Genomic DNA, 22663 nt, shown 5'->3' on the forward strand with positions numbered 1-22663 from the left:
GCATCCCAGGATCAGGGCGCGATCAGGTGCGGGCTGCGCGTTCCGGACAGGGGGACGCAGGCGGGGCACCGGAGGTTGAGGCGTGCGCCGGGCGCACCGGACCCGCTCGGACGCCGGTCCGGGTCAGCTGCGCCAGGGCAGTTCGGCCGTGACGGTCGTCGGGCCGCCCACCGGGGACTCCACGGCCAGCACGCCGTCCACCGCGCCCAGCCGCTCCGCCAGCCCGGCCAGACCGCTGCCGCCCGTGACATCGGCCCCGCCGCGCCCGTCGTCCACGACCTGGAGCATCAGCCGGTCCTGCACCCGCCACACCTCCACCGACGCGCGGGTCGCGCGGGCGTGCTTGCTGACGTTCTGGAGCAGCTCGGAGACCGTGAAGTAGGCGATCCCCTCGATGGCGGCGGCCGGCCGCCGGTCCAGATCGACCTCGACCCGCACCGGCACGGCGCAGCGGGAGGCGACGGCGGACAGGGCGGCGTCCAGGCCGCGGTCGGTCAGGACCGCGGGGTGGATGCCGCGGGCGAGGTCGCGCAGCTCCTGGAGGGCGACCTTCACCTCGCCGTGCGCCTCGTCCACCATGCGCGCCGCGGCCTGCGGGTCCTCGGTCAGCTTCTCCTTGGCGAGCCCCAGATCCATGGCGAGGGCCACCAGCCGGGCCTGCGCGCCGTCGTGCAGATCGCGCTCGATCCGGCGCAGGTCGGCGGCGGCGGTGTCGACGACCACGCCGCGGTCCGACTCCAGCTCGACGACACGGCTGGCCAGCCGCGACGGCCCCAGCAGACCGACGACCATCAGCCGGTCGACACTGGTCAGGCCGCGGATCACCCATGGGGTGGCGAGGGTCAGCAGCAGGCCGACGACGCTGGTGGCGGCGATCTCCAGGGGCGAGTCGAGGTAGTAGCCGCGGGTCGAGTCGCCGTACACCTGGATGCCGTCCACGTTGCTGTACGCGGGGAAGACCCACTGCCACAGCGGGTACAGCAGCAGCGTCCAGCCGGTCGTCCACAGCGGCACCACCAGGCTGAAGCCGAAGACCGCCCACGGGAAGTGGAGCACCGAGTAGAGCAGGTGGCGCCAGGACACACCGCTCTTCAGCGTCCCCGCCAGCCACCCCCCGAACCCGCCCTTGCCGGTGGACACCGGCTCCGGCGCGGCCACGTCGGCGTCCAGCAGCGCCCGCGCCCGCATCCGCTCGACGGCCCCGAGCCCGCGCAGCGCCGCGAAGGTGCCGGCCAGCAGCGGGATGCCGACGAAGGTGACGAGCAGCCCCGCGCTGACGGACGTCATCGTGACGGCGAACACGAAGAACACGATGCTCAGCGGCAGGCTCAGCACGATCCAGCCGAGCTCCCGCCAGGTCCGGCCCTCCAGAGGTGCCCGGAGCACGGGGGGCAGCGCGTGCGCCCGGGTGCGGGGCCGCGGGTCGTGCCGAAGATCCGTGTGCTCCGTGGTCATCGAATCCGTCCGATCTGCCATGCCTGCTGTCATGACCCCAGCCTGCTCGACGGGCGGCGGCGCCACCATGAGGGCGGTATCCGTCTCGACGGGGGGTTTTCCCTACCCCGCCGCGGCACCCGGCCCGGCCGGCGCGGCGGGGGTACGCGGCGCGGCGGGGGTACGCGGCGCGGCGGAGGTGTGCCGTGCGGGCGCCGGGCCTCCGGCGCGGCGGGGGCACGTGGTGCGAGGGCCGGGCTCACGGCCCGGCCGGGGCGTCCGGTGCGGCACGTGGTGGACGCCGGAAGGGCCGCGGGCGGCCGGAGAAGGTCTCCGGCCGCCCGCGGCCCCGTCACCACCGCACTTCCCGCCGCGTCAGGCGGGGCGGCCGGCTCCCCGCCCGGCCCGTGCCGCGGGCCCGCCGCCGGGTACGCGGTCGCGCCACGGGAGTTCCGCGGTCACGGTCGTCGGGCCGCCGGGCGGGGAGTCCAGGGCGAAGAGGCCGTCCACCGCCCCCAGCCGCTCGGCGAGACCGGCCATGCCCGTCCCTCCGTCGAGCCGGGCGCCGCCCCTGCCGTCGTCGGTGACCTGGATCAGCAGACGCTTCTCGGTCCGCCACACGTCGACGCTGACCCGCGTGGCGCGGGCGTGCTTGCTGACGTTCTGGAGCAGCTCCGAGACGGTGAAGTACGCGATGCCCTCGATGGCCTCCGCGGGCCGCTCCTCCAGATCCACCGTGACCTGCACCGGGGCCGTGCAGCGGGAGGCGACGGCGGACAGGGCGGCGTCCAGGCCGCGGTCGGTCAGGACCGCGGGGTGGATGCCGCGGGCCAGGTCGCGCAGCTCCTGAAGCGCGAGCTTCACCTCGCCGTGCGCCTCGTCGACCATCGCGGCCGCCGCCTCCGGATCCTCCAGCAGCTTCTCCTTGGCGAGGCCGAGGCCCATCGCGAGGGCCACCAGCCGGGCCTGCGCGCCGTCGTGCAGATCGCGCTCGATCCGGCGCAGGTCGGCGGCGGCGGTGTCGACGACCACACCGCGGTCCGACTCCAACTCCGCCACCCGCCGCTCCAGTTCGTCGGACGGCGACAGCAGTCCCCGGACCATCGCGCGGTCGGCGTTCGCCATGCCCCGCGCGAGGAACGGCAGCAGGGGCCAGAGGACGACCAGCCCCACCAGGGTGACGGTGAAGGTCACCACGCCCCAGGGCAGCCGGATCACCGAGTACAGCACCGCCCGCCAGCCCACCGGGTCCTTCACCCGGGTCCAGACCCACGCGAGGGCCCCCGAGCCGCTCCCCGGCGGACTCGGCTCCTCGACGTGCACGCCCAGCAGCGCCCGGGCCCTGGCCCGTTCCGCCCGGCCGATGCCGCGCGCACCCACGAGACCGAGGGCGAGCAGGGGAAGTCCCACGACGGTGACCGCGAGGCCCACGCCGACGGACACGGTCACCACCGCGTAGACGAAGGCGACCACCCCGAGCGGGAAGTTGGCCAGGAGGTGGGCGACCTCCTTCCAGGTGTGGCGGTCGAATGCGAGGCGCACGGGCGGAGGTCCCCCCTGGTCGTCGGCGGCTGCGGGCCTGCTGGTGGTCATGGAGCCCAGCCTGCCCGGCGCCGGGGACGTACGCCATGGGGTACATGGGTGGGAGGATGTAGGGATAACCCCACCTGTATACGTGACGCGACTGCTCACCCTCCCGGGAGCAGGGCCTAGACTCCCGTGCGTACGAGACAGACGACAGACGGCGTACGGCCTCCCCGCGGGCGGCGGCCCGGCCGCCGGGCGCGCGGGCCCCAGGGGAGCGCGGGGCCGGAGCAGTGCGGCGACGAGCGGGATCGCCGACGTCACAGGGAGCGAGGGCGGACGTGCCGGAACCGACCGTGGTCGTACTCGCGGCGGACTACTTCCAGAGCTACGCGGTCGTCGGACTGCTCGGCGTGCTCGGGGTGCTCTTCGTCGCCGTGGCCTTCGGCGCCGGGCGACTGCTGCGGCCCGTGGTGCCCACGCCGGAGAAGCTGCTCACCTACGAGTGCGGTGTCGACCCCGTCGGCGAGGGCTGGGCGCACACCCAGGTCCGCTACTACGTCTACGCGTTCCTCTACGTGATCTTCGCGGTCGACTCGATCTTCCTCTTCCCCTGGGCGACGGTCTTCGCCGCCGACGGATACGGCGCGACCACCCTCGTCGAGATGTTCATCTTCCTCGGCTTCCTGGCCGTGGGACTGCTCTACGCGTACAAGAAGGGCGTCCTGACATGGGCGTGACCCCTGTGGACCTTCCCGGGCCGAAGCGGCTCGGCGCGCTGTCGCGCCTCGCCCCCGAACCGATGAAGGTGGTCCTCAACTGGGGCCGCCGCTACAGCCTCTGGGTCTTCAACTTCGGGCTGGCCTGCTGCGCCATCGAGTTCATCGCCGCCTCCATGGCGCGCCACGACTTCATCCGGCTCGGTGTGATCCCCTTCGCTCCCGGTCCCCGTCAGGCCGACCTCATGATCGTCTCGGGCACGGTGACCGACAAGATGGCCCCGGCGGTCAAGCGGCTCTACGAGCAGATGCCCGAGCCCAAGTACGTCATCTCCTTCGGAGCCTGCTCCAACTGCGGCGGCCCCTACTGGGACTCCTACTCCGTCACCAAGGGCGTCGACCAGATCATCCCCGTCGACGTCTACGTGCCCGGCTGCCCGCCCCGGCCCGAAGCGCTGCTCCAGGGCATCCTCAAGCTCCAGGAGAAGATCGCCCAGGAGTCGCTCGGCGAGCGCTACCGCACCGGGGGCGGCTCCCGCCCGTCGACCGCGGCCCTGCGCAGCGGCCTCGTCACCCCGCCCCCGGCGCCCGGGACGGACGGGGGCGACAGGTGAACGCGTACGACAGCCTGCCCGACGCCGTCACCGGGATCTTCGGCGCGGACGCCACCGCCGAGCGGAGCTACGACCTCCTCACCGTGGACGTGCCCCCCGCGTCCTGGATCACCGCCCTGGAGACCGCCCGCACGACACTGGGCTGCACCTGGTTCGACTGGCTGAGCGCGGTGGACGAGCCGGGGACCGGTTTCCGGGTCTGCGCCCATGTCGTCGCTCTCGGGGACGGAGCGGTGCGCCGCCTCCTCGTCCGCACCACCGTCCCGCACGAGGAGCCCTCCCTGCCGACGGCCGTCGCCGTCTACGCCGGGGCGAGCTGGCACGAGCGGGAGACCCACGAGATGTTCGGCATCGCCTTCACCGGCCACCCGCACCTGGACCCGCTGCTGCTGCCCGACGGCTTCGAGGGCCATCCGCTGCGCAAGGACTTCGTCCTCGCGGCACGGGTGGCCAAGGCGTGGCCGGGCGCGAAGGAGCCCGGGGAGGCGGCCGCGGGCCACGACGGCCCCAAGCGCCGCCAGATGCTGCCGCCGGGCGTGCCCGACCCGAACGAGTGGGGCCCGCTGAAGGGCCAGCTCCCACCGGCCCCCGCCCGTCCGGCCCGCACGCCGCGCGCGGCCACCGCAGGCGCCGCCGCCCCGGGCGAACGCCCGCCCCGGCGGTCCCGCAGCGTCTCGGAGGGCTCGGCGTCCCAGGCCGCCGACCCGGCGGCGCCGCCGCGGCGTTCGCGCAGCGCCGCCGAGGGGTCGGCATCGCAGGCCGCGGCGCCGCCGCGCCGTTCGCGCAGCGCCGCCGAGGGCTCCGCCTCCCAGGCCGCCGCCCCGGGCGAACGCCCGCCCCGGCGGTCCCGCAGCGCGTCGGAGGGTTCGGCGTCCCAGGCCGCCGCCCCGGTGGAGCCCGGGGCCCGCCCCCGCAGTGCGGACGCCCCGTGGCACCACGCCCGCCCGGCCTTCGACACCCGGGGTGTCGAAGGCCGGGCGGGCGTGGTGCCACGGGGCGTCCGCACTGCGGGGGCGGGCCCCGGGCTCCACCGGGAGCGACCCCACCGCGGACGACCCCGCCGGGAGCGACGCCCGSCCGGCYAYRSCCGACCCCGCCGAGGGCGACCGCCCCGCAACCGACCCCGCCGGAGGCGACCACCCCGCCGAAGGCACCGACCCCGCCGGAGGCGACCCCGCGTGAACGACGTTCTCGACGTCGCCGTCCGGCTCCTCGTCGTCTTCGCCGTGTTCCTCGTCCTGCCCCTGGTCGTCGGCCAGACCGAGCACAAGGTCATGGCGCACATGCAGGGCCGCCTCGGCCCCATGTACGCCGGCGGCTTCCACGGCTGGGCCCAGCTCGTCGCCGACGGGGTGAAGTTCGCGCAGAAGGAGGACGTGGTCCCGGCCGCCGCCGACCGCCGCATCTTCCAGCTCGCCCCCGCCGTGGCCCTGTTGCCCTACCTCCTGGTGCTCGTCGCCATCCCGATCGGCCCCGGTGAGGGCGCGGTCGGGGAGGTCGTCGACGCGGGCATCTTCTTCGTGCTCGCCGTGATGGGCGTGGGCGTCCTCGGCTCGCTCATGGCGGGCTGGGCGTCCGCCAACAAGTTCTCCCTCCTCGGCGGCCTGCGGACCGCCGCCCAGCTGCTCTCCTACGAGCTGCCGATGCTGCTCACCGCCGCCTCCGTCGCCATGGCGGCGGGCACGGTGTCCCTGCCCGGCATCCTCGACGCCTTCGAGTGGTGGTGGCTGCCCTGGCAGATCGTGGGCGCCGTCGTCTTCTTCGTCGCCGGGCTCGCCGAACTCCAGCGCCCGCCCTTCGACATGCCGGTCGCCGACTCCGAGATCATCTTCGGCGCCTACACGGAGTACACCGGCCTCCGTTTCGCCCTGTTCCTGCTCGCCGAGTACGCGGGCATCGTCGTCCTGTGCGGCCTGACCACCGTCCTGTTCCTCGGCGGATGGCACGGACCGTTCGGAGCCGACGGGCTGGGCTGGGTGTGGACCCTGCTCAAGACCGCGGTGCTGGCCTTCGTCGTCATCTGGCTGCGGGTGTCCTACCCCCGGATGCGCGAGGACCAGCTCCAGAAGCTCGCCTGGACCGTGCTCGTCCCCCTCGCCCTCGCCCAGATCGCCCTCACCGGCATCGTCAAGGTGGTGATCCCGTCGTGACCCCGATCCCCGGATCCGGCCTCGCCAAGGGCCTGGCCGTCACCCTGCGGACGATGACGAGGAAGTCCGTCACCGCGCAGTACCCGGACGTCCTGCCCGAACTGCCGCCCCGCAGCCGCGGGGTGATCGGCCTGTTCGAGGAGAACTGCACGGTCTGCATGCTCTGCGCCCGTGAGTGCCCGGACTGGTGCATCTACATCGACTCCCACAAGGAGACGGTGCCGCCCGCGGCCCCCGGCGGCCGCGAGCGCAGCCGGAACGTCCTCGACCGGTTCGCCATCGACTTCTCCCTGTGCATGTACTGCGGCATCTGCATCGAGGTGTGCCCCTTCGACGCGCTGTTCTGGTCCCCGGAGTTCGAGTACGCGGAGACGGACATCCTCGAGCTCACCCATGAGCGCGACAGGCTCCGCGAGTGGATGTGGACGGTGCCCGCACCGCCCCCGCTCGACCCGGGAGCCGAGGAGCCGAAGGAGATCGCCGCGGCGCGCAAGGCCGTGGAGAAGCTCGCCGCCGCCGAGGCCGAGGCAGCCGCCTCCGCGGGCTCGGCCGCGGCCGAGCCCTCCGGCCCGGCGCCCGGCCGTGACCCGGGCGCCTCCGAATCCGGCGAGGGAGGTCCCGCATGACGCTCGCCGAAGCCGCCCCGCAGGGCTTCCTCTCCCCGACCGGGGTGGAGGTCGCCTTCGTCCTCGTCGGCCTCGTCACCCTGGGCGCGGCCCTCGTCGCCGTGACCACCCGCCAGCTGGTGCACGCGGCCCTCTGGCTGGTCGTCGCGCTCGGTGGCCTCGCCGTCGAATACCTCCTGCTGACCGCCGAGTTCATCGCCTGGGTGCAGGTCCTGATCTACGTCGGATCCGTGGTCGTCCTCCTCCTCTTCGGACTGATGCTCACCAGGGCGCCCATCGGCCGTTCGCCGGACGCCGATTCGGGCAACCGGCCGCTCGCCCTCACGGTCGCCGCCGCCGCGGCGGCCGCTCTGCTGTGGGTGGTGCTGGACGCCTTCCGCACCACCTGGATCGACCTGGGCGGCCCGGCGCACGGCTCGACCGAGGTCACCGGCGAGATGCTCTTCCAGCATTGGGTGCTGCCGTTCGAGGGCCTCTCCGTGCTGCTGCTCGCCGCGCTCGTCGGCGCCATCGTCCTCTCCCGCAAGGACACGGCCGTCCCGTCGGCGGACGACGGGGCCCGTCGAGCCGCCGGCCCCCGTACCGGCCCCGGGGCCCGTGCCGCCGGCACCGGGAGCGCCACCGCGGACACCGAGGACCCGGAGGGCACGCGCTGATGCACCTCGCCTACCCCGCCGTGCTGGCGGTCCTGCTCTTCTGCGTCGGGCTCTACGGCGTCCTCGCCCGCCGCAACGCGATCCTGGTCCTGATGTCCGTCGAGCTGATGCTCAACGCCGTCAACCTCAACCTGGTCGCCTTCGACGTCTGGCTCCGCGACACGCTCCACGCCGGCCAGGCGCTCACCCTCTTCGTCATCGCCGTCGCCGCGGCCGAGATCGGGATCGGCCTGGCGATCGTGCTGATGGTCCACCGCAACCGCGGCTCCTCGGACGTCGACCGCCTCAGGGACACCGCGGAGACCCGCCACGACGCCGCCTCCGACGACGRCGACACACCCGCAGACCGCGAGGAGAAGGCCGAGGCCACCGCGTGACCACCACGACCCTCGCCGTCCTCGTCCCCCTTCTTCCCTTCCTCGGCGCGGCGGCCGGGCTGCTGCTCGGCCGCACCGCCCCCGGGTTCGTCAGGCCGCTGGCCGTCCTGCCCACCCTCGCCGCGACCGTGCTCTGTGTCGTCGTCGCCCTGAGGCAGGACGGCGGACGGGCGATCGAGGCCGCCACCGAACTCACCCCCACCGGCTCGGTCCCCGTCGACCTGGCCCTGTACGTCGACGGCTTCGCGGCCCTCGTCGCCGTCGTCGTCGGGGTCGTCGCGACCTGTGTGCAGATCTACTCCACGGCCTATCTCCGCGACGACCCGCGCTATCCCTCCTACGCCGCGCTGGTCTCCCTCTTCACCGCCGCGATGCTGCTCGTCGTCTACTCGGGCGACCTGATGGTGCTGCTGGTCGGCTGGGAGGTCATGGGCATCTGCTCGTACTTCCTCGTGGGCCACTACTGGGAGACGCCCGAGGCACGCGCCGCCTCCCTGAAGGCGTTCCTCGTCACCAAGCTCGGTGACGTCCCCTTCCTCATCGGCCTGTTCGCGCTCGCCGCCGACGCCGGGACCTTCCGGATCACCGGGATCCTGGACGCCGTCGCCGCCGGCACCGTCGAGCACCCCACGCTCGTCGCCCTGCTGCTCGTCGCCGGCGTGGCCGGCAAGTCCGCGCAGTTCCCCCTGCACACCTGGCTGCCCGACGCGATGGCGGGCCCGACGCCCGTCTCGGCGCTGATCCACGCCGCGACGATGGTCGCGGCCGGCGTCTACTTCACGGCCCGGCTCCTCCCGCTGTTCGCCGCCTCCGCGGCCGCCATGACCGTGCTCGCCGTGCTGGCCGCGGTGACCATGGCCGGATCCGCGCTCGCCGCCCTCGCGCAGGACGACATCAAGCGGGTCCTCGCGTACTCCACGATCGGCCAGCTCGGCTACATGACCGGTGCGCTGGCCGTCGGCGACCGCGGTGCCGCCGTCTTCCACCTCCTGTCCCACGGCGCCTTCAAGGCGGTGCTCTTCCTCGCCGCCGGCGTGATCATCCACGCGGCCGGCACCAACTCGCTCGCCGCCATGTCCCGGATGAGCGGTCTGCCCCGGCGCGTCCCGGACGCCTACTGGACGATGACCGTCGCGCTCCTCGCCCTCGCGGCGATCCCCCCGTTCGCCGGCTTCTTCTCCAAGGAGGCCGTCCTCGTCGCCGCCGAGCACACCGCACTGGGCGACTCCGACGCCCCCGCGGTGGCCGGGTGGGCCGTGCTCGTCGCCGGTCTGGTGACCGCCCTGCTGACCGCCGCGTACGCGGCGCGCCTGTGGCTGCTGGCCTTCCGCGGCCGCGGGACGCAAGCGCCGGACCACGGCAGGGAGCCGGTGGCCATGACCGCCGTGCTGTGGGTCCTCGCCGTCCCCTCCCTCGCCTTCGGCCTGACCGTCGGCGTGCTGCCCGGCTGGTTCGACGGCCACTCTCTCGCCCCCACCCTCACCACGGCCGTGCTCGGCACCGGCGTCGCCCTCGTCGGCGGCCTCGTCACCTACGCCGCGTGGCGCCACGCCACGGCCTTCGCCGGCCGTCCCCCGATCGGCGCGGTCGCCGCCCACCCCGACGCGGAACCGGCCGTCTCCGAGGCCGAGGCCATCGCCTCCCACACCCCGGCGTACGGCTCGGTCTCGGCCGCCCCCGACCCGGCCGACCCGTCGCGGCTGCTCCTCGGGCCGCTGCACCGGCACGCGGCCGCGGGCTTCCACCTCGACGCCGTCTACTCGGCCCTCTTCGTACGGCCCGTGCGCGCGGCCGCGCAGCTCGTCCGCTTCCTGGACCGCGAGGTCGTCGACACCTACGTCAGCGGGTCGGGCACCGGCGTCCGCTGGCTCGGCACCGCCGTCCGCCGCGCGCAGACCGGCAATGTGCAGACCTATCTCGCGGCACTGCTCGCGGGCTCGGTCGTCCTCGCCGTGGCCGCCGTCGTCCTGTCCAACGTGAACGCGGGGTCGTGAGCCGTGATCGATGTCAACGAGTCCGTGATGCAGTTGCTCCTCGTGTTCGTCGTCCTCGCCCCGCTGGCCGGGGCGGCCGCCGCACTGCTGCCCGCCCCGCCCGGACTGCGCGGATCCGGCCCCGACCAGGCCGTGCTGCGCCACGGCGTGACCGTCACCGGCGCCGTGCTCGTCGCCGCCGTGGTCCTGGCCCTGGGCTTCGACCACGACCGGCCCTCGGTCATGCAGGCCACGACGGACATCAGCTGGATCCCGGCACTGGACGTGCGGATCCACCTCGGCGTCGACGGCATCTCGCTCCCCCTTCTCGTGCTGACGGCGCTGCTGACCTTCCTCTGCGCGCTGCACAGCTACTTCACGAGGCCCGCGGGCCCCTCCCCGAAGGCGTTCGTCGCCCTGCTCCTGGTCCTGGAGGCCGGCACCCTCGCGACCTTCGCCGTCCTGGACCTGGTGCTCTTCTTCCTGGCCTTCGAGATGGTGCTCGTCCCGATGTACTTCCTCATCGCCCGCTGGGGCGGTGCCGGACGGCAGGCGGCCGCCTGGAAGTTCATCCTCTACACGCTGCTCGGCTCGGTCGTGATGCTGCTCGGCCTCCTGTTGATCGGGCTGAAGGCCGGCACCTTCGACATGGTGGCGCTCGCCGCGGACAACGGCCGTGGACTGAGCACGTCCGTGCAGGTCACCGCCGTGCTGGCGATCGGGATCGGGCTCGCGGTGAAGACCCCGATGTGGCCTCTGCACAGCTGGCTGCCCGACGCGCACACCGCGGCCCCGACCGTCGGCTCGGTCCTGCTCGCGGGCGTCCTGCTGAAGATGGGCACCTACGGGTTCGTGCGCATCGTCCTGCCGGTCGCACCCGACGGGATGCGCACGTTCGCCCCGTACCTCGCGGCCTTCGCCGTCGTCGGCATCGTCTACGGATCCCTCGCCTGCCTCGCCCTGGCCCGCGACGGCGCGCGCGGTGACCTGAAGCGCCTCATCGCGTACTCCTCCGTCGGGCACATGGGCTTCGTGCTGCTCGGCATCGCCTCCATGACGCCCACCGGCGTCAACGGCGCCCTCTTCGCCAACATCGCCCACGGCCTCATCACCGGCCTGCTGTTCTTCCTGGTCGGCGCGGTCAAGGACCGGTACGGCACCGCCGACCTCGACACCCTCGCCGGGGCGGGCGGCGCCGCCCTGTACGGCCGGGCCCCCCGGCTCGGCGGTCTGCTGGCCTTCGCCGCCGTCGCCTCCCTCGGTCTCCCGGGGCTGGCCGGCTTCTGGGGCGAGATGCTGGCCCTGTTCGGGGCGTTCGACCCCGCGGAGGGGCTCAGCCGTCCCGCGTTCCTGGTGTTCATGGCGATCGCCGCGTTCGGCACGCTGCTCACGGCCGCCTACATGCTGATCGTCGTGCGCCGGGTCTGCATGGGCGGCCCCCGGCCCGTCCCGGAGACGGACGCCCCCGGCCTGACCGACGTCCGCGGCCACGAGTTCGCCGCCTGGACGCCCCTGGTCGCCCTCACCGTCCTCGCCGGACTGTGGCCCGCGGTCCTCCTCGGCCTCACCGACCCGGCAGTGCAGCAGCTCCTCGCGGGAGGAAAGTCGTGACCGTGGCAGCCGACAGCGTCACCAGCCTGGTCCAGTCGGTCGACTGGCTCGCGATCGCCCCGCCGACCATCGCCGCCCTCACCGCGCTCGTCGTCCTCGTCGCCGACCTCTTCGTCGGGGAACGGCGCAAGCCGCTCCTCGGCGCCGTCGCGATCGCCGGCCTGGCGGCCGCGCTGCTCTCCCTCGTGCCGCTGCGCGAGGGGGACCGGTCCACGTTCTGCCTCACCACCGACCCGGGGACGTGCAGCTACACGGCGGACCACTTCACCCTGGCCATCCAGTTCCTGGTGCTGGGCGGCGCGCTGCTGACCGCGGTGCTCTCGCTGACGGAGACCCGCCGCCGGCTGCCCGCCGGCGAGTACTGGTTCCTGCTGCTCTCCTCGGCGGCCGGCGCCGCCCTGCTGCCCGCCTCCCGGGACCTCGCGACGCTGATCGTCGCGCTGGAGGTCGCGTCCCTGCCCGCGTTCGCCCTGGTGGGCCTGAAGCGGGGGGACCGGCGCTCCAGCGAGGCGGCGCTCAAGTTCTTCCTCTCCTCCGTGACGGCCACCGCCGTCACCCTGCTCGGCGTCAGCTTCGTCTACGCCGCCACCGGCAGCCTCCACCTCACCCAGGTCGCCGCCGGCCTGGAGGAGGTGCCGGGCCAGCTCGACACCCTCGCCAAGGCGGGTGTCGCCCTCACCCTGGTGGGCTTCGCCTTCAAGACGGCGGCGGTCCCCTTCCACTTCTGGGTGCCCGACACCTACGTCGGCGCCCCGCTGCCGGTCGCCGGATACCTGTCCGTGGTCGGCAAGGCCGTCGGCTTCACCGGCCTCATCCTGGTGACCGTGGTCGCCTTCCCCGGCTACGCGGACATCTGGGGCCCGGCCCTCGCCGTCCTCGCGGCCCTGACCATGACGGCGGGCAACGCGGCGGCGCTGCGCCAGTCACCCGGCCGGGACGGGAGCGCGGTCCGGCTGCTGGCCTGGTCGTCGGTGGGGCAGGCGGGCTATCTGCTGGTCCCGGTCGCCGCCGCCGCGTACTCCAGCGACGACCAGATCGGCGCCACGGTGGCATATGCCCTGATGTACGCCGTGGTGAATCTGGGCGCCTTCGCCGTCGCTGCGCTGGTGGCGCGCAGCCACCCCGCGAACCGCGTCGCCGACTACCGCGGCCTCCACGCCACCCGTCCGCTCGCCGCGCTCGCCATGGGCTTCTTCCTGCTCTGCCTCGCCGGGCTGCCGCCGGGCATCATCGGCCTCTTCGCGAAGGTGACCGTCTTCTCGTCGGCCGTCGACGCGGGCCTCGGCTGGCTCGCCGTGGTCATGGGCGTGAACGTGGTGATCGCGCTCTTCTACTACCTGCGCTGGACCGCGCTGCTGTTCCGCGCGCCGGAGGCCGCCGCGGACGGTGCCGCGCCCGTGCGGCCGGTCCACCGGCGCGCGCCCGCGCCGGTCACCGTCGCCATCGCCCTGACCGCCGTCCTCGGCGTGGTGCTCTCCGGATATCCGCAGCTGGTGCTGCGCTTCGCGGCGAACACGCTGTTCTGACCGCCACCCGGACGGCCCACGCCCGCCACCCGGGAGCCCGGGGAACCCGCGTCCTTCGCCTGGCGTTGACCAGTAGAGAAGGGTCCACTGGAGAGTGGAGCGACACCACGCAAAGGGTCCCCCCGCCGCACCACTTGGAGGGCGTACCGTGCACCGCCGGCACAACGGGCTCAAGACGGCCGTACTCCTCGGAGGGCTGTCCGCACTCATCCTCGTCATCGGCAGTTTCTTCGGCCGGACGGGGCTGATCGTCGCGCTCGTCGTCGCCCTGGGCACGAACGCCTACGCCTACTGGAACAGCGACAAGCTGGCCCTGCGGGCCATGCGCGCCCGTCCGGTCAGCGAGTTCGAGGCCCCGGGGCTCTACCGGATGGTCCGTGAGCTCTCGACGGCGGCCCGCCAGCCGATGCCCCGGCTCTACATCTCCCCGACCCAGGCGCCCAACGCGTTCGCCACCGGCCGCAACCCGCGCAACGCCGCGGTGTGCTGCACCGACGGCATCCTGCGGCTCCTCGACGAACGCGAGCTGCGCGGTGTCATCGGCCACGAGCTCAGCCACGTCTACAACCGGGACATCCTGATCTCCTCCGTCGCGGGCGCCCTGGCGTCGGTCGTGATGTTCCTGGTCAACTTCGCCTGGCTGATCCCCATAGGACGCTCCGACGACGACGACGGGCCGGGGCTCGTCGGCATGCTGCTGATCATGCTGCTGGGCCCGCTGGCCGCGTCCGTGATCCAACTGGCGGTCAGCCGCTCCCGGGAGTACGAGGCGGACGCCTCCGGGGCCCAGCTGACCGGGGATCCGCTCGCCCTCGCGAGCGCACTGCGCAAACTCGACGCCGGCACCAAGCAGCTGCCGCTGCCGCCGGAGCCCAGGCTGGAGACGGCGAGTCACATGATGATCGCCAACCCCTTCGGCCCCGGCCGGGGCGGCCTGACGAAGATGTTCTCCACGCACCCTCCGATGGCGGAGCGGATCGCCCGACTCGAGCAGATGGCAGGTCATCGCCCGTGAAGACAATTCTGAACGTCATTTGGCTGGTCCTGAGCGGTTTCTGGCTGTTCCTGGGGTATCTCCTGGCGGGTCTCCTGCTGTGCATCACGATCATCGGGATCCCCTTCGGCCTCGCCGCGTTCCGGATCGGCGTCTACGCCCTCTGGCCCTTCGGCCGCACCACCGTGGACCGCCACGACGCCGGCGCCCCCTCCCTCGTCGGGAACGTGCTGTGGATCGTCCTCGCGGGCTGGTGGCTCGCGATCGGCCACATCGTCACCGGTCTCGCGCTCTGCATCACGATCATCGGCATCCCCTTCGGGGTGGCCAACTTCAAGCTGATCCCGGTGTCGTTGATGCCGCTCGGCAGGGAGATCGTGCCGAGCGACCGCCCGTTCGCGGGCGTCTGACCGGCCCTCGGGCCCTCAGTCCCCCGTCTTCCCACGCCGGTTGACGGCGCCGCGCAGCGCGTACACGGCGGCTCCCGCCGCCAGGACACCCGCTCCGGCGACCGCCGCACCGGCGGGCAGCGAGAGCGCGAGCACCGCGCAGCCCACCAGCCCGCAGCCCGCGGTGATCCGGGCCGCCGCCGTGCGCAGGGTCCAGGCGGCGGCGTTGGCGACGGCGTAGTACACCAGCACCCCGAACGACGAGAACCCGATCGCCCCGCGCAGGTCGGCCGTCGCCGCCACCACGGCGACGACGGCCCCCACGGCCACCTCGGCGTGGTGCGGCACCCCGAAGCGCGGATGGACCGCGGCCAGCGTCCGCGGCAGACGTCCGTCCCTGGCCATCGCCAGCGTGGTGCGCGAGATGCCGAGGATCAGCGCGAGCAGCGAGCCGAGAGCGGCCACCACGGCGCCCGCCCGCACGACGGGCACCAGCCACGGGACACCGGCCGCCGCCACGGCGTCGGCCAGCGGAGCCGTGGCACCCGCCAGGCCGCCGGCGCCCAGCACGCCGAGGACGGAGAGGGCCACGGCGGTGTAGACGGCGAGGGTGATCCCGAGGGCCACCGGCACGGCCCGGGGAATGGTCCGCGCCGGGTCCCGCACCTCCTCGCCCAGGGTGGCGATCCTGGCGTACCCGGCGAAGGCGAAGAAGAGCAGCCCCGCAGCCTGGAGCACCCCGCCCGGGGTCGCCCCCGGCGCCGGCGCCCGCCCGGCCGGGCCGCCGGGGCCCGACGACAGGCAGGCGACGACCACCGCGGCGAGGACGGCCAGCACCACCGCGACGATCACCCGGGCGACCAGAGCCGACTTCTTGACACCGCCGTAGTTCACCGCGGTCAGCACCACCACCGCCGCGACCGCCACGGCATGCGCCTGCCCGGGCCACGCGTACTGGCCCACGGTCAGCGCCATCGCCGCGCACGACGCCGTCTTGCCGACGACGAACGCCCATCCCGCCAGCCAGCCCCAGAAGTCCCCGAGCCGCTCCCGCCCGTAGACGTAGGTGCCGCCCGACGCGGGGTGGAGCGCCGCGAGACGTGCCGAGGACATGGCGTTGCAGTAGGCGACGGCGCCCGCCACGGCGAGCCCGATCAGCAGCCCGGAGCCGGCCGCGTCCGCGGCGGGGCCGAGGGCGGCGAAGACACCGGCCCCGATCATCGCCCCCAGTCCGACGACCACCGCGTCGGACATCCCGAGCGAGCGGCGCAGCGTGTCTGTCATGCGCCGCACCGTACCGGGCGGGGCGGCGGCGCCCCCGGCCGCGGGCCGTCCACCCGGAGAACACCGCGTGACGAGCGGGTGACCGGGGCGCGGCGGCCCTCCGGTGCGTCCCGGTGGCCGTCGGCCTCGGGGTGCGGCGCCCCCGAGTCCTCAGCCGCGGCGGGCCGCCGGGTGCGGCGCCCCCGAAGCCCTCACCGCCGCCGGGTGCCACGCCCCCGAAGGCGTCAGCCGCCGCCGGCCGCGGGCAGGCCCGTCTCGCGCAGGGTGATGTTCAGCCGCCGCCGGCCGCGGGCAGGCCCGTCTCGCGCAGGGTGATGTTCAGCCGGCCGCCCGCCAGACCGGCCGCCGGATCCCCGGTCCCCGCCAGCACCCTCGGCACCCCGTGGTACGCGAACCGCGAGGGCCCGCCGAACACGAAGAGGTCTCCCGAGCGCAGCTCGACATCGGTCCACGGACGGCCCCGCGACGCGGAGTTGCCGAAACGGAAGACGCAGGGGTCGCCGATGCTCAGGGACACCACCGGCGCCGTGGAGAGCTCCTCCCGGTCCCGGTGCATCCCCATCCGGGCGTTCCCGTCGTAGAAGTTGATCAGCGCGGTGTCCGGCGTGTACCCGCCGTCGGCGTCCTCGCCGTACGCCTCGGCCAGCGCCCGGCGCCCCAGATCGGCCAGCCACTCCGGGAAGTCCGCGACCCGCGCGCCGTTCACGTCGTCCGCCGTACGGGAGTACCGGTACGGCTGCCAGTGCCATCCGACGCACACCGTCCGCACCGACATCACCCCGCCGCCCGGCAGCGCGGTGTGCCGGAACGGCACCGGCCCGCGGCCCCACGCGCGGCAGGCGTCCACCAGCTCACGCCGCAGCTCCGTGCCCAGCCACCCGGGCACATGCACGGCCCCGGGCGCGACGACGGCCCGCTCCCTCGGGAACAGCGTGTCGTTCACGACGGGAGCGCGCCCTCCAGGCCCAGCAGGTGCGCCTTGGCGGGCAGGCCCCCCGCGTAGCCGCGCAGCGCTCCGTCGGCGCCGATCACCCGGTGGCAGGGCCGCACCACGAGCAGCGGATTGCGGCCGATCGCCGTGCCCACGGCCCGCACGCCGACGGACGACGCCCCGACCCGGGCGGCGATCTCCTTGTACGTGGTGGTCCGCCCGTACGGCACGTCCTCCAGCGCCCGCCACACCCGGCGCTGGAAGTCCGTGCCGCCCCCGGCGTACTCGATCGCGAAGCGGCTGAGCTCCCCGGCGAAGTACGCCTCCAGCTGCCGTGCGATCTCCCGGAACGCCGCGGGCTCCCGCGGTCCGCCGTCCGTCACGAGGGCGGCGCCCTTCTGCGCGGGCAGGGAGAGCGAGACGAGCGCGGTGCCGCCCGCGGCCGTGGCGGACGCCTCACCGATCAGCAGCAGTTCGCCCAGCGGGCTGTCGACGACCTCATGGACGGTGGCCATGGCTCGGGTCCTTCCGAAGGTGTTCCGCAGGCATTCCGTTCCGTCCTGCACCTACGAGTCTGCGCCCCGCCGGCACCCGCCCGCTGGCGGGAATCGGACACCCAGCCCGCCCCGGGGGCCTGCACAAGGGTGCGGGGGCGGAACGGCCCCGGCCGTCCGCCCCCGCGGGTCACCCGGTCACCCGGGCGAGGTCACCGGTAGTTCACGAACTGGAGCGCGAAGTCGAAGTCCTGCCCCTTGAGCAGCGCCTGCACGGCCTGGAGGTCGTCCCGGCTCTTGGAGCTGACCCGCAGCTCCTCACCCTGGACCTGCGCCTTCACGCCCTTGGGGCCCTCGTCGCGGATGACCTTCGCCACCTTCTTGGCGTTCTCCTGGGAGATGCCCTCCTCGATGGAGGCGAAGAGCTTGTACTCCTTGCCGGAGATCTGCGGCTCGCCCGCGTCCAGCGCCTTCAGCGAGATCCCGCGCTTGACCAGCTTCGTCTGGAAGACGTCCAGGATCGCGTTGACGCGGTCCTCGGAGTTCGCCTGCATCAGGATCTTCTCGCCGGACCAGGCGATCGATGCGCCGACGTTCTTGAAGTCGTAACGCTGGGAGATCTCCTTCGCGGTCTGGTTGAGGGCGTTGTCGACCTCCTGCCGCTCGACCTTCGAGACGATGTCGAAACTGGAGTCGGCCATGTCCTGTGGCTCCTTCATCGGGTGGTGTGGGAGCGAGTCCGAGAGCCCGGACCGCTCGCCCAAGCCTAAGGGCTGCCCCGTCCCCCCTGGCGGGCGCGCGGCGCCGGCCACGGCACCTCGCTGCGTCGTCGGTTCATCCGCGTACGCCCGGTACGAGGACGAGCCTGTGCCGTGCGGTGCACCGCGTCCGGCGCCGCGCGCCGATCCGCCCGGGCGACGGGGCAGTCCCGGCCATCCACCCCCGCCCGCGGCGCTGATCAATCCGGTGGCGAAGCACCCCTGCGCATCGGGTATCGTTTACGTCGTCGCCACGGAGCACCACCCCGCAGAGGGTCTGCTTCCGGCGGCAATCCCATGGCGGTGTGCCCGAGTGGCCAATGGGAGCGGACTGTAAATCCGTCGGCTTAGCCTACCCAGGTTCGAATCCTGGCGCCGCCACGCGAGGGAACGGCCCCTGATCAGCGGAAACGCGATCAGGGGCCGTTCTGCTGTGCACGTGCCGCGAACCCCCGGAGGGTGTGCCCCCGGGTGTCGCGGCGCCGTCTCAGTCGGCGAGCCGGAACGCGAGCTCGACCTCCCATTTCGCGGGGTCCGGCTCCACGCGCGGGTCCGTCAGGTAGGACTCCAGACGGCAGGCCCAGCGCTCCACCCCGTCGACCTCGGTCATGTCCCACTCCAGGCCCTCGTCCCGGGCCCACTCCCGCAGCTCCGCCTCGATGCCGAGGAGCCGGTCGGGGTGGCCGGTGTGGGTCACCGTGACATAGCGGCCGGCCGGGAGGACGCCGACGGCGACGTCGCCCTCGGGCTCCGGCGCCTCCGCGACGGGGGCGCCCGCCTCGACGACCGACTCCCCGTCCATGTCGAGGGCGTCGTACCGGAAGAACGGGGCCCCGGCGAGCGGGGTTCCGCGACCGGCGAGCCAGCCGATCAGTTCGGGCAGCCGGTCCGCGATCACGGCGAACTGTTCCATGCGCACGGAGCCGCGGATGTAGGCGTAGACCTGCTCGTCCCGCGTGACGATCGACGGGCTGATACCGGGTGTCTGTCGGTTCATGACCTCAAGGACTCTTCTGGAGGGCGGAATTCATCGGTGCCGGACGGCCTCAGTTGCCGGCGACGTCCTTCACGGCCACCGACACCGGCACGGAGCCGGAGACGAGTTCGAGGGTGAGTCCCGCGGTGGCGGTCGACTCCACCATCTCCGCGAGCACGGCCGCGACGTCGTCGCGCGGGACCGGGCCGCGGCCCGTCGACGCCTCCAGCCGCACCAGACCCGTACCGGCGTCGTCGGTGAGCATGCCGGGCCGCAGAACGGTCCAGTCGAGCGCACTCCTGCCGCGTACGTAGTCGTCGGCGGCACCCTTGGCCCGCAGGTACACGTCGAAGACCTCGTCGCCCTGGTGCGCGGAGTCCGCGCCCATCGACGAGATCACGATGTAGCGCCGCACACCGGCCCGTTCGGCGGCGTCGGCGAAGAGCACGGCCGCGCCGCGGTCCACCGTGTCCTTGCGGCCGGTCCCGCTGCCCGGACCGGCGCCGGCGGCGAAGACGGCGGCGTCCGCGCCCCGGAGCACCGCCGCCACCTCCTCCACGGAGGCGGCCTCCAGGTCCAGGAGCACCGGTTCGGCACCGGCCGACCTCAGGTCGTCGCCCTGTTCGGCTCTGCGGATGATGCCCGCGACCTCGTGCCCCGCCGCGGAGAGCAGGCGTTCGAGACGGAGGGCGATCTGACCGTGTCCACCAGCGATGACGATACGCATGTCTACGACCGTACGTCCGAAGCGTGTTCCCTGCCCGTGAAGCGGCCCCCGCGACCCCTCGGCGCGCCCCTCGGACAGCCGCCCACCGGGGCAGCCGCCACCGGGGCAGCCGCCACCGGGGCAGCCGGCCGCCTCCGTCCGCGCCGTATCCGTCCGCGCCGTATCCGTCCGCGCCGTATCCGTCCGCGCCGTATCGGTCCGCGCCGCACCAGGACGCCCGCCGCACCCCCGCCCGCACAGCCAGCCGCCCCCGGCATGCGGGGTGACGGGGCGTCAGGGGCCCGGGTCCGGGCGTGCCTGGCGCGGGAGTTCGAGCGCGACCGCCGCCGCCGAGTCGCAGTACTCCCGCACCGCGCTCGTACGCGCCACCACCCTGCCCCGGTGGATCACGATCCGGCTGTACGCGAGGGACAGCGCACCGGCGAGCTGGGTGCCCCGCACCGCCAGCAGCTCCGCGGGGAAACCGGCCTCCACCCGGACCTCCGGCAGGCCCATCACCGCGCGGGCGGCGCCCGCGACGCAGTCGTACGCCTCCGAGGGCCGCATCCCGGCCTGCGAGGCGAGCAGATAGGCCGCCTCCAGCGGGTCGCCGCGTCCCGCCGGGTTGCAGACGGTGTCCCGCAGGGCGCCGCTGCCCGCGGCCACCCGGACGCCTGCGGCGCGCAGCAGGCGCACCGGCGCGTTCCCCCGGTGCTCCACCCCGGCGCAGCCGCCCTGGGGCAGCGAGACGACCTGGACGCCGGCGGCCGCGAGCCGGTCGGCGGTCCTGGCGGCGACGTCGCGCGGCAGACGGGCGAGCCCCGCGCAGGGACCGATGGCGACGCCGGGACGCATCCCCCCGGCCATCGCCGCGAGGCGGGCCAGGCGGGCGGGGTCGTCGCCGTGCGTGTGCAGGTCGACGGGGCAGCCGTGTTCGGCGGCGATCTCCAGCACGCGTTCCGTGTAGCCGATGGGGTCGGGGTCGGCGTCCGGGCAGCCGCCGACCACGCCGGCGCCCATCTTCATGGCGTCCCGCAGGACGGCCAGCCCCTCGGCGCCGGCCGCGCCGGTCAGCAGCCGCGGCGCGGCGACGGCGGTCAGCTCGGCGAGACCGCGCAGCGCGCGGCGGGCCCCGAGCACGGCCTCCAGGGTGGAGAGCCCCTGCACGTCCCCGATCCGCACATGGCAGCGCAGCGCGGTCGCCCCGTGCCCCAGTTGCAGGAGCGCGGCCTCGGTGGCGCGGCGCTGCACATCGGCCGGGGCGTAGGAGACGGGGCCGGGGGTCTCGGCGCTGAGGGCGGTGTCGCCGTGCGCGTGGGGCTCGGCGGGGGCGGGCAGCAGCAGATGGCCGGTGAGGTCGATGCGGGCGGAGTGCGGCGGCAGGCTCCCCGCGGTCCCGACCGCCTCGATGCGGCCGCCGCCGAGCCGTACGTCGACGGTGCGCCCGTCGGTGAGCCGGGCGCCGCACAGCAGCAGTGCGCCGGAGTCCGCGGTCGCGTCGGAGGGCTGCGGCTGGCTGTCGGGCATCGCGCTCCTGTGAGGGCGGGGGACTCTGACGGGAGTGGCCGGGCTCCGTGCCTCCGCCGGTCCGGCCGGAGCGGCGGACCGGAAGCGGTGGAGCGGTGCGCGGACCGGGACCGGCGGGCGGGCCGGCCGAGGGATTCTCCGGCCGTACCGGGGCAGGATCACTCGGCGTGCGTCGAGCCTAGGGGTGTGCGCGGTGCGCTTCGAGGAGGAGCGGAATAGTCGTACCGGTGTGGTCACTCGTGGCGTACGGGACGTGCGGGGTGCCCCGGGAGCAAGCCGGACAACGGGGGCGTGGCCGCGGGGTGACGGCGGGGTGCCGGGGACCGCCGCCGGGCCCGGGACGGGGCGGCGAAACGGATTTGGGCGATCGGCGGGCGACCGTGTAATGTCTTCATCGCTCGCCCCAATAGCTCAGTCGGCAGAGCGTCTCCATGGTAAGGAGAAGGTCTACGGTTCGATTCCGTATTGGGGCTCTGGTGTTCGGTGATCCTCGCCTTCGGGCGAGGGAATCCGTCATCAAAGCGGTGTAGCTCAGTCGGTAGAGCAAGCGGCTCATAATCGCTGTGTCACCGGTTCAAGTCCGGTCACCGCTACACACAGTAGCCGATTGCGGGGTCGGTCCTTCAATCGGCTACTCTTTTATGTCCCCATCATTGCCATTACGGCGCTGACGGGGCATCCATCCGTCCATCGTCCGTCAAGGAGCACTCACGTGGCTGCCACCGACGTCCGCCCGAAGATCACGCTGGCCTGCGTGGAGTGCAAGGAGCGGAACTACATCACCAAGAAGAACCGGCGCAACAACCCGGACCGTCTTGAGATGAAGAAGCACTGCCCGCGCTGCAACTCGCACACGGCGCACCGCGAAACGCGCTGAACCAGGCTTGTGCACGAGGCCGTCCCCTCTGGGGGCGGCCTCGTGTCGTTTGTGCACGCATCGCGCGCGGTCCGGCGGAGCACCGGGCCGACGGGCCGCGCGCGGTGGCCGAACCACCGTGTCAACCAAGGAGGGAGCCAGTCCATGGCGCTCGACCAGTCCTTCGTCGGGCGGACCTATCCGCCCACCGCGCCGTACGAGGTGGGCCGGGAGAAGATCCGTGAGTTCGCCGAGGCCGTCGGCGACGCGAACCCGGCGTACACCGACCGGGACGCGGCCGCCGCGCTCGGTCACGCCGATGTGATCGCACCGCCCACGTTCGTGTTCGCCATCACCTACCTGGCGGCGGGCGACGTGGTGCGGGACCCGCAGCTGGGGCTGGACTACAGCCGGGTGGTGCACGGCGACCAGAAGTTCGCCTACCGCCGCCCGGTGCGGGCGGGGGACCGGCTGACCGTCACCTCCACCATCGAGGCGATCAAGTCCCTTGCCGGGAACGACATCCTCGACGTCCGCG

At 73.7% G+C, this 22663-nt stretch carries 22 protein-coding genes, 3 tRNA genes and 1 pseudogene; 17 read left to right on the forward strand and 9 right to left on the reverse strand.

All coding sequences use genetic code 11. The features are described from left to right. Positions 1-123 precede the first annotated feature (123 nt). Positions 124-1455, reverse strand: a complete 1332-nt coding sequence (locus EAO77_RS09820; protein WP_147989053.1) for a sensor histidine kinase — start codon at positions 1453-1455, stop codon at positions 124-126. Positions 1456-1809: 354 nt separating this feature from the next. After that, complete coding sequence (locus EAO77_RS09825) at positions 1810-3027, reverse strand: sensor histidine kinase (protein ID WP_147987642.1); 1218 nt, start codon at positions 3025-3027, stop codon at positions 1810-1812. 272 nt (positions 3028-3299) lie between these two features. On the opposite strand from EAO77_RS09825, the gene EAO77_RS09830 reads away from it, so the two are divergent. The 12 genes and pseudogenes from EAO77_RS09830 to EAO77_RS09880 all read left to right on the forward strand — a co-directional run bounded on the left by EAO77_RS09830 (position 3300) and on the right by EAO77_RS09880 (position 14614). Beyond that, positions 3300-3698 (forward strand): NADH-quinone oxidoreductase subunit A, encoded by a 399-nt coding sequence (locus tag EAO77_RS09830; protein ID WP_147987643.1) that lies wholly within the window; start codon positions 3300-3302, stop codon positions 3696-3698. After that, positions 3689-4291, forward strand: a complete 603-nt coding sequence (locus EAO77_RS09835; protein WP_147987644.1) for an NADH-quinone oxidoreductase subunit B — start codon at positions 3689-3691, stop codon at positions 4289-4291. Before EAO77_RS09830 ends, EAO77_RS09835 begins: the two co-directional genes overlap by 10 nt. 89 nt (positions 4292-4380) lie before the next feature. Further along, positions 4381-4677 (forward strand): annotated as a pseudogene (locus EAO77_RS39880) (NADH-quinone oxidoreductase subunit C); the annotation flags it as partial. 792 nt (positions 4678-5469) lie between these two features. After that, on the forward strand, positions 5470-6441 hold the full coding sequence (locus EAO77_RS39885) for a complex I subunit 1/NuoH family protein (protein ID WP_261993976.1): 972 nt from the start codon (positions 5470-5472) through the stop codon (positions 6439-6441). Then, positions 6438-7067 carry a NuoI/complex I 23 kDa subunit family protein gene (locus EAO77_RS09845; protein WP_147987646.1) on the forward strand — a complete coding sequence of 210 codons (630 nt, stop codon included), beginning with the start codon at positions 6438-6440 and terminating at the stop codon, positions 7065-7067. The genes EAO77_RS39885 and EAO77_RS09845 overlap by 4 nt, the downstream gene beginning before the upstream one ends. Further along, positions 7064-7723 carry an NADH-quinone oxidoreductase subunit J gene (locus EAO77_RS09850; RefSeq protein ID WP_147987647.1) on the forward strand — a complete coding sequence of 220 codons (660 nt, stop codon included), beginning with the start codon at positions 7064-7066 and terminating at the stop codon, positions 7721-7723. The genes EAO77_RS09845 and EAO77_RS09850 overlap by 4 nt, the downstream gene beginning before the upstream one ends. After that, positions 7723-8100, forward strand: a complete 378-nt coding sequence (gene nuoK, locus EAO77_RS09855) for an NADH-quinone oxidoreductase subunit NuoK (RefSeq protein ID WP_147987648.1) — start codon at positions 7723-7725, stop codon at positions 8098-8100. The genes EAO77_RS09850 and nuoK overlap by 1 nt, the downstream gene beginning before the upstream one ends. Beyond that, positions 8097-10094 carry an NADH-quinone oxidoreductase subunit L gene (locus EAO77_RS09860; RefSeq protein WP_147987649.1) on the forward strand — a complete coding sequence of 666 codons (1998 nt, stop codon included), beginning with the start codon at positions 8097-8099 and terminating at the stop codon, positions 10092-10094. The genes nuoK and EAO77_RS09860 overlap by 4 nt, the downstream gene beginning before the upstream one ends. A 27-nt stretch (positions 10095-10121) precedes the next feature. Then, positions 10122-11684, forward strand: coding sequence for a NuoM family protein (locus EAO77_RS09865; RefSeq protein ID WP_147989054.1), 1563 nt, complete (start codon positions 10122-10124; stop codon positions 11682-11684). Next, positions 11681-13210: an NADH-quinone oxidoreductase subunit N gene (locus EAO77_RS09870; RefSeq protein ID WP_147987650.1), complete on the forward strand. Its 1530-nt coding sequence runs from the start codon at positions 11681-11683 to the stop codon at positions 13208-13210. The genes EAO77_RS09865 and EAO77_RS09870 overlap by 4 nt, the downstream gene beginning before the upstream one ends. Positions 13211-13358: 148 nt before the next feature. Beyond that, complete coding sequence (gene htpX / locus EAO77_RS09875; RefSeq protein ID WP_147987651.1) at positions 13359-14225, forward strand: zinc metalloprotease HtpX; 867 nt, start codon at positions 13359-13361, stop codon at positions 14223-14225. Next, positions 14222-14614 carry a YccF domain-containing protein gene (locus EAO77_RS09880; RefSeq protein WP_147987652.1) on the forward strand — a complete coding sequence of 131 codons (393 nt, stop codon included), beginning with the start codon at positions 14222-14224 and terminating at the stop codon, positions 14612-14614. Before htpX ends, EAO77_RS09880 begins: the two co-directional genes overlap by 4 nt. A gap of 15 nt (positions 14615-14629) precedes the next feature. Here EAO77_RS09880 and EAO77_RS09885 read toward each other — a convergent pair whose 3' ends face one another. The 4 genes from EAO77_RS09885 to EAO77_RS09900 all read right to left on the reverse strand — a co-directional run bounded on the left by EAO77_RS09885 (position 14630) and on the right by EAO77_RS09900 (position 18003). Further along, complete coding sequence (locus tag EAO77_RS09885; RefSeq protein ID WP_147987653.1) at positions 14630-15877, reverse strand: APC family permease; 1248 nt, start codon at positions 15875-15877, stop codon at positions 14630-14632. A gap of 271 nt (positions 15878-16148) precedes the next feature. Then, positions 16149-16820, reverse strand: a complete 672-nt coding sequence (locus EAO77_RS09890; protein ID WP_261993850.1) for an alpha-ketoglutarate-dependent dioxygenase AlkB family protein — start codon at positions 16818-16820, stop codon at positions 16149-16151. Then, a complete protein-coding gene (locus EAO77_RS09895) occupies positions 16817-17323 on the reverse strand; it encodes a methylated-DNA--[protein]-cysteine S-methyltransferase (RefSeq protein WP_147987654.1) in 507 nt (168 codons plus the stop codon). The genes EAO77_RS09890 and EAO77_RS09895 overlap by 4 nt, the downstream gene beginning before the upstream one ends. 191 nt (positions 17324-17514) lie before the next feature. Further along, a complete protein-coding gene (locus EAO77_RS09900; protein WP_147987655.1) occupies positions 17515-18003 on the reverse strand; it encodes a YajQ family cyclic di-GMP-binding protein in 489 nt (162 codons plus the stop codon). A gap of 356 nt (positions 18004-18359) precedes the next feature. Here EAO77_RS09900 and EAO77_RS09905 point away from each other — a divergent pair. Next, positions 18360-18441: transfer RNA gene (locus EAO77_RS09905), tRNA-Tyr, on the forward strand. A gap of 106 nt (positions 18442-18547) precedes the next feature. Here EAO77_RS09905 and EAO77_RS09910 read toward each other — a convergent pair. The 3 genes from EAO77_RS09910 to EAO77_RS09920 form a co-directional block, all read right to left on the reverse strand. Further along, complete coding sequence (locus EAO77_RS09910; RefSeq protein WP_147987656.1) at positions 18548-19057, reverse strand: GyrI-like domain-containing protein; 510 nt, start codon at positions 19055-19057, stop codon at positions 18548-18550. Positions 19058-19106: 49 nt separating this feature from the next. Then, positions 19107-19763 (reverse strand): SDR family oxidoreductase, encoded by a 657-nt coding sequence (locus EAO77_RS09915; RefSeq protein ID WP_147987657.1) that lies wholly within the window; start codon positions 19761-19763, stop codon positions 19107-19109. Positions 19764-20036: 273 nt separating this feature from the next. Then, on the reverse strand, positions 20037-21269 hold the full coding sequence (locus EAO77_RS09920) for an amidohydrolase family protein (protein ID WP_147987658.1): 1233 nt from the start codon (positions 21267-21269) through the stop codon (positions 20037-20039). 400 nt (positions 21270-21669) lie between these two features. Between EAO77_RS09920 and EAO77_RS09925 the strand changes: the two genes are divergently transcribed. From EAO77_RS09925 to EAO77_RS09940, 4 genes are all read left to right on the forward strand, one after another. Continuing rightward, positions 21670-21742, forward strand: a tRNA-Thr gene (locus EAO77_RS09925). A 47-nt stretch (positions 21743-21789) separates the two neighbouring features. Further along, a tRNA-Met gene (locus tag EAO77_RS09930) sits at positions 21790-21862 on the forward strand. A 119-nt stretch (positions 21863-21981) separates the two neighbouring features. Continuing rightward, a complete protein-coding gene (gene rpmG / locus EAO77_RS38540; protein WP_003956487.1) occupies positions 21982-22146 on the forward strand; it encodes a 50S ribosomal protein L33 in 165 nt (54 codons plus the stop codon). Between the two features lie 144 nt (positions 22147-22290). Beyond that, a partial coding sequence (locus EAO77_RS09940) for a MaoC family dehydratase N-terminal domain-containing protein (protein ID WP_147989056.1) occupies positions 22291-22663 on the forward strand: 373 nt, incomplete at its 3' end.

Source organism: Streptomyces sp. T39 (genome assembly GCF_008042045.1).
Lineage (GTDB): Bacteria > Actinomycetota > Actinomycetes > Streptomycetales > Streptomycetaceae > Streptomyces.

Bases quoted from the DNA above. Each gene is read 5' to 3' on its own strand.
- EAO77_RS09825 (WP_147987642.1), bottom strand. From the start codon at position 3,027: ATGACCACCAGCAGGCCCGCAGCCGCCGACGACCAGGGGGGACCTCCG.
- EAO77_RS09850 (WP_147987647.1), top strand. From the start codon at position 7,064: ATGACGCTCGCCGAAGCCGCCCCGCAGGGCTTCCTCTCCCCGACCGGG.
- EAO77_RS09820 (WP_147989053.1), bottom strand. From the start codon at position 1,455: ATGACCACGGAGCACACGGATCTTCGGCACGACCCGCGGCCCCGCACC.
- EAO77_RS09835 (WP_147987644.1), top strand. From the start codon at position 3,689: ATGGGCGTGACCCCTGTGGACCTTCCCGGGCCGAAGCGGCTCGGCGCG.
- EAO77_RS09910 (WP_147987656.1), bottom strand. From the start codon at position 19,057: ATGAACCGACAGACACCCGGTATCAGCCCGTCGATCGTCACGCGGGAC.
- EAO77_RS09885 (WP_147987653.1), bottom strand. From the start codon at position 15,877: ATGACAGACACGCTGCGCCGCTCGCTCGGGATGTCCGACGCGGTGGTC.
- EAO77_RS09920 (WP_147987658.1), bottom strand. From the start codon at position 21,269: ATGCCCGACAGCCAGCCGCAGCCCTCCGACGCGACCGCGGACTCCGGC.
- EAO77_RS09915 (WP_147987657.1), bottom strand. From the start codon at position 19,763: ATGCGTATCGTCATCGCTGGTGGACACGGTCAGATCGCCCTCCGTCTC.
- EAO77_RS09900 (WP_147987655.1), bottom strand. From the start codon at position 18,003: ATGGCCGACTCCAGTTTCGACATCGTCTCGAAGGTCGAGCGGCAGGAG.
- EAO77_RS09895 (WP_147987654.1), bottom strand. From the start codon at position 17,323: ATGGCCACCGTCCATGAGGTCGTCGACAGCCCGCTGGGCGAACTGCTG.
- EAO77_RS09865 (WP_147989054.1), top strand. From the start codon at position 10,122: ATGCAGTTGCTCCTCGTGTTCGTCGTCCTCGCCCCGCTGGCCGGGGCG.